The 4709-nt window shown below is 65.9% G+C and carries 6 protein-coding genes; 5 read left to right on the top strand and 1 reads right to left on the bottom strand.

Annotation, left to right across the window (positions count from 1 at the left end):
* The 4 genes from EOA27_RS22850 to EOA27_RS22835 form a co-directional block, all read left to right on the top strand.
* Positions 1-410 (top strand): SDR family oxidoreductase (locus EOA27_RS22850; protein ID WP_145970479.1); only part of this gene is annotated, 410 nt, incomplete at its 5' end.
* A gap of 50 nt (positions 411-460) precedes the next feature.
* Positions 461-772 (top strand): putative quinol monooxygenase, encoded by a 312-nt coding sequence (locus EOA27_RS22845; RefSeq protein WP_095817233.1) that lies wholly within the window; start codon positions 461-463, stop codon positions 770-772.
* Between the two features lie 68 nt (positions 773-840).
* The gene (locus EOA27_RS22840; RefSeq protein WP_126081601.1) at positions 841-1944 is read left to right on the top strand and encodes an AbrB family transcriptional regulator; all 1104 of its coding nucleotides are present in this window, start codon (positions 841-843) and stop codon (positions 1942-1944) included.
* 49 nt (positions 1945-1993) lie between these two features.
* Complete coding sequence (locus EOA27_RS22835) at positions 1994-2746, top strand: SDR family NAD(P)-dependent oxidoreductase (protein WP_126083735.1); 753 nt, start codon at positions 1994-1996, stop codon at positions 2744-2746.
* Positions 2747-2762: 16 nt separating this feature from the next.
* Here the strand turns inward: EOA27_RS22835 and EOA27_RS22830 are convergent, their stop codons facing one another.
* Positions 2763-3650, bottom strand: coding sequence for a LysR family transcriptional regulator (locus EOA27_RS22830; protein ID WP_126081600.1), 888 nt, complete (start codon positions 3648-3650; stop codon positions 2763-2765).
* A gap of 144 nt (positions 3651-3794) precedes the next feature.
* On the opposite strand from EOA27_RS22830, the gene EOA27_RS22825 reads away from it, so the two are divergent.
* A partial coding sequence (locus EOA27_RS22825) for an MFS transporter (RefSeq protein WP_127257245.1) occupies positions 3795-4709 on the top strand: 915 nt, incomplete at its 3' end.

The following is a 4709-nucleotide window of genomic DNA, read 5'->3' as shown; positions in this document are numbered from 1 at the left end:
CCCGTTCTGTCCTGACCGCCTCGCGCAAGGCGATACCGTGGCTGAAGCGCCAGGGCGGCTTCATCATCAACACCACCTCGATCGCCGCGCGCAACGGCGCCGGCGGCGGCGCCGGCCTTTATGGTTCGTCGAAAGCCTTCGTTTCCAACGTGACGCGCGGCATGGCGAAGGAACTCATCGGCTTCGGCATCCGCGTCAACGCCGTGGCGCCAGGCACGATCCTGACGCCGTTCCACGAACGCTATTCGAGCGCTGAGCAGATCAAGGCGATGGTCGCGACCATTCCGCAGGGACGCGCCGGAACGGCCGAAGATTGCGTCGGCGCCTACCTGTTCCTGTCGTCCGATCTGTTGAGCGGCTACATCATCGGCCAGGTGATCGAGGTGAATGGCGGACAGTTGATGCCGTGAGCCGGCGATTGCATACTGATGCAGCGTGCAACCTGGAGGGAGATCAAGGCATGTACGGATTGATCGGTAAGATGCGGGCGGCGCGCGGCCAGCGCGATGCGGTCATGGACGTGCTGCGCGAAAGCACTGCCGCGCTCCCCGGCTGCCTGAGCTACATCATCGCCACCGATCCGGCCGACGCCGATGCCATCTGGGTCACCGAGGTGTGGACCGACCAGGCGAGCCACAAGGCCTCGCTGCAATTGCCGGAAGTCCAGGCCGCGATCGCCAGGGCGCGTCCCTTCATCGCCGGCTTCGAATTCCAGATCGAGACCCATCCGGTCGGCGGCTTTGGACTCCCTGCGCCGGAAAAGGCCGGCTGACCGCCTCGACACGGATTGTCCGCGAAAAGCGGGTTCGCATTTGTCTCCGTCAGGTCTAAGAGCCGGATATGGACTCCTCGCCAGAGCAACCATCCCAGGACCACGCACCCATCGACCGCATGGCGCGCCTGCGCCCGCCACGGCAATGGCTGGTGCTTTTGGTGTTCTCGCTGCCCTTCGCCGGCGCGTTGGAACTCGCCGCCCTGCCGGCGGCGCTGCTGATCGGCCCTATGCTTGCCGCCATCCTCGCCGGCACCAACGGCGCCACGGTGCGCGTGCCCCGTCCGCTTTTCGCCTCGGCCCAGGCGATCGTCGGCTGCCTGGTGGCGAATTCGATCGCCGCCGACATCTTTCCTGCCTTCTACAAGGAATGGCCGCTCTTCCTCGGCGTGGTGGTCGCGACCGTCGCCGCCTCCAGCCTGCTCGGCTGGCTGATCAGCCGCTGGCGCATCCTGCCCGGCACCACGGCGGTCTGGGGCTCCTCGCCCGGCGCCGCCACGGCCATGGTGCTGATGGCTGGCGCCTTTGGCGCCGACCAGCGTCTCGTCGCCTTCATGCAATATCTGCGCGTCATCTTCGTCTCGATGACGGCCGCGCTCGTTGCCAGGATGTGGGTCGACACATCCGGCGTCGAGGTGCCGCCCATCGTCTGGTTTCCGCCGATCGATGCCTTGGCCTTCGCCGCCACCATCGGCATCGCGATCGTGGGCGGCTTGGCCGGAAAGCTGGTCAGGCTGCCCTCGCCGTTCTTTCTCGGCACCTTCATTTTCGGCGCGGTGATCCATCTCGGCCTCGGCGTGCCGATGCAGTTGCCGCCTTGGCTGCTGGCGATCAGCTATGCCATGGTCGGCTGGTCGATCGGGCTGAATTTCACCCGGCCGATCCTGCGCCACGCGGCTCGCGCCCTGCCGCAGATCATCGGCTCGATCGTCGCGCTGATCGCCTTTTGTGGCGGCATGGCCTTCGTCATCAGCCGCCTGCTCGGCATCGATCCGCTGACCGCCTATCTGGCGACCAGCCCCGGCGGCATGGACAGCGTCGCCATCATCGCCGCCGCGGCGCGCAACGTCGATATCTCCTTCGTCATGGCCTTGCAGTCGGCACGCTTCCTGGTCGTGCTGCTCATTGGGCCAAGCGTAGCCAGGCTGGTGGCGCGAAACGTCAGGTCCTGATCCGCGCTATTGCAAGGTGGGAGCGAGGAAAATGCCCATGAACCGTCGTGTGAATGCTGTCGATCTTTCCGGCCGCGTCGCCGTGGTGACCGGCGGCGCGCAAGGCATCGGCCTTGCGGTCGCGCGACGCTTGCTGTCGTCGGGCGCCGGCGTGGCCATCTGGGACATCGACCAGGTCGCAATGGCCACGGCCGTAGCCGAACTCGCCTCCCTTGGCCGGGTCAAGGCCATCCTTTGCGACCAGTCGCAGATCGAAGCCGTCGATCGCGCGGCCGCCGAGACCGAGCGGATGCTTGGCCCCGTCGATCTTCTCGTCAACAATGCCGGCATTGCCGGGCCGGCGGCCACCGTGGTCGACTACGATCCCGCCGCCTGGCGCCAAATCGTCGATATCGACCTCAACGGTGTCTTCTATTGCTGCAAGCGCCTGGTGCCCGGCATGGTCGCGCGCAACTACGGCCGCATCGTCAACATCTCCTCGGTGGCCGGCAAGGAGGGCAATCCCAACGCCGCCGCCTATTCGGCCGCCAAGGCCGGCGTGCTGGCGCTGACCAAATCGCTCGGCAAGGAGCTCGCCGGATACGACATAGCCGTCAACGCGCTGACGCCCTCGCCCGCCCGCACGCGCATTCTGGAGCAGCTCACCGAGGCCCAGGTCGCCTACATGCTCGGCAAGGTGCCGCGCGGCCGTTTCGTCGAGGTCGAGGAGGCGGCCGCCATGATCGCCTTCATGCTGTCGGACGAGAACACCTTCACCACCGGCGCCACCTTCGACCTCTCGGGCGGTCGCACCACCTACTGACCACCCCTGGGGGGAGCTATCTCCCGACAGCAAGCCGCTCGGGCAGGAAATCGACGAAGACGCGGACCTTCGGCGAAAGGTGGCGATTGGATGGCCACAGCATGCGGAACTGGCCGCGGCCGTCGACATGTTCGTCGAGCACGGTCCGCAGCCTTCCGTCATGCAGCGCCTCCCGCACCAGGAAATCGGGCATGCAGGCGATGCCGAGACCGGCAAGCGTCGCGCCCTTCAATGCCTCCATGTTGTTGCAGGTCAGCATCGAGCGTATCTGCGGCGCGGCGCTTCCGGTGATGAACGGCCATTGCAGCAGCCTGCCGCTGTTGAGGAAACGGAAATGGATGCCGAAATGCGCTGCCAGATCCGCCGGCGTGCCAGGCGTACCATGCCGATCGAGATAGGACGAGGCCGCGCACAGGATCATGCGAAAGGGCGCGACCGGCCTCGACACCAACCGTGAATCGGGCAGCTCGCCGCTGCGGATCGCGACGTCGATGCCCTCTTCGATGACGTCGACGATGCGATCGTTGAAATCGATATCGAGCTCGATTTCCGGGTATCGCGCCATGAATTCCGACAGCACCGGCAACAGCAGGTGATAGGTGACGATCGGGGTGGAGATACGCAGCCGCCCGTGCGGCGTCTCGCGTGTCCGTGACAGCATCGCCTCGGCGTCGTCGATGTCGTCGAGGATGCGGCGCACCCGCTCATTGAACAGCTTGCCCTCCTCGGTCAGGCCGATGCGCCGGGTGCTGCGCTGCAGGAGCCGCACGCCGAGCTCCTGCTCGAGCCGGGCGACGCTCTTGCCGACGGCGGAAGCGGAGATGCCGAGCGCTCGCCCCGCGCTTACGAAACTGCCGAATTCGGCGGTGCGGGCAAAGGCAAGAAGGCCGTTGAGACGATCCATCGCTTGAATCCATTCGAGCGTTTCATTCCGGTATGAATGGAGATTTAATACTATTTTGCCGGAAATGTTCGTGCCCTATCTTTGGCTGCGATCGGCGACGCGAGTCAGCGCGAGCCGGCAATTCCTCCTCGGATAGGAAAATCCATGACTTTGATGACCAGAACCGGCCCCGCCGGCAGATGGCTTGTGCTGCTGTCGGTCTGCCTTGCCGCCATGACGATGCCGTTGAGCTTTACCGGCCCCGCCGTGGCGCTTTCTCGCATTGCCGCCGATCTCGGCGGCAGTCCGCTCGCGCTCAATTGGGTGACCAATGCCTTCATGCTGACCTTCGGCGCCGGCCTGATGGCGGCCGGGGCATTGGCCGACAACCATGGCCGCAAGCGGATTTTTCTCGCCGGCCTCGCTGTCTACCTCCTTGCCGCGCTGGGCTGCATGCTGGCGCCGGATATCGTCTGGTTCGATATGTTCCGCGCCTTGCAAGGCATAGGCGGTGCCGCCGCCTTCGCCGGCGGTGCCTCAGCACTTGCCCAGGAATTCGACGGGCAATCGCGGCTGCGCGCCTTCAGTTTTCTCGGCACCAGCTTCGGCATCGGGCTAGCCTTCGGCCCTGTCGCCTCCGGCCTGCTCATCGATACATTCGGCTGGCGCGCGATCTTCCTTCTGGTGGCGGCGCTTGGCGTTGCCGCGGCCGCGCTGGGCCTGCGCACCGTCACCGAATCACGCGATCCTGACGCAACCGGGCTCGACTGGGCCGGCGCCGGCACCTTCACCATCGCGCTTGCCGCGCTGACTTATGGCGTGCTGCAGGCGCCTCAAAGCGGCTTGGCCGATCCCTTCGTTCTCGCACTCCTTGGCGTGGCTGCCGTCGGCTTTGCCGCCTTCGTCATTGTCGAGCGGCGCGTGCGCCGGCCGATGCTGGACCTGACGCTGTTCCGCTTCCCGCGTTTCGTCGGCGTCCAGTTCCTGGCCGCGGCACCCGCCTATGCCTTCGTCGTCCTGCTCGTGCTCCTGCCGATCCGCTTCATCGGCATCGAGGGGATGAGCGAGATCAAGGCGGGG

The organism is Mesorhizobium sp. M2A.F.Ca.ET.037.01.1.1 (assembly GCF_003998075.1).
Taxonomy (GTDB): domain Bacteria; phylum Pseudomonadota; class Alphaproteobacteria; order Rhizobiales; family Rhizobiaceae; genus Mesorhizobium.
The sequence above is the reverse complement of the archived record's forward strand: the minus strand, read 5'-3'. Positions and strand labels throughout refer to the sequence as shown.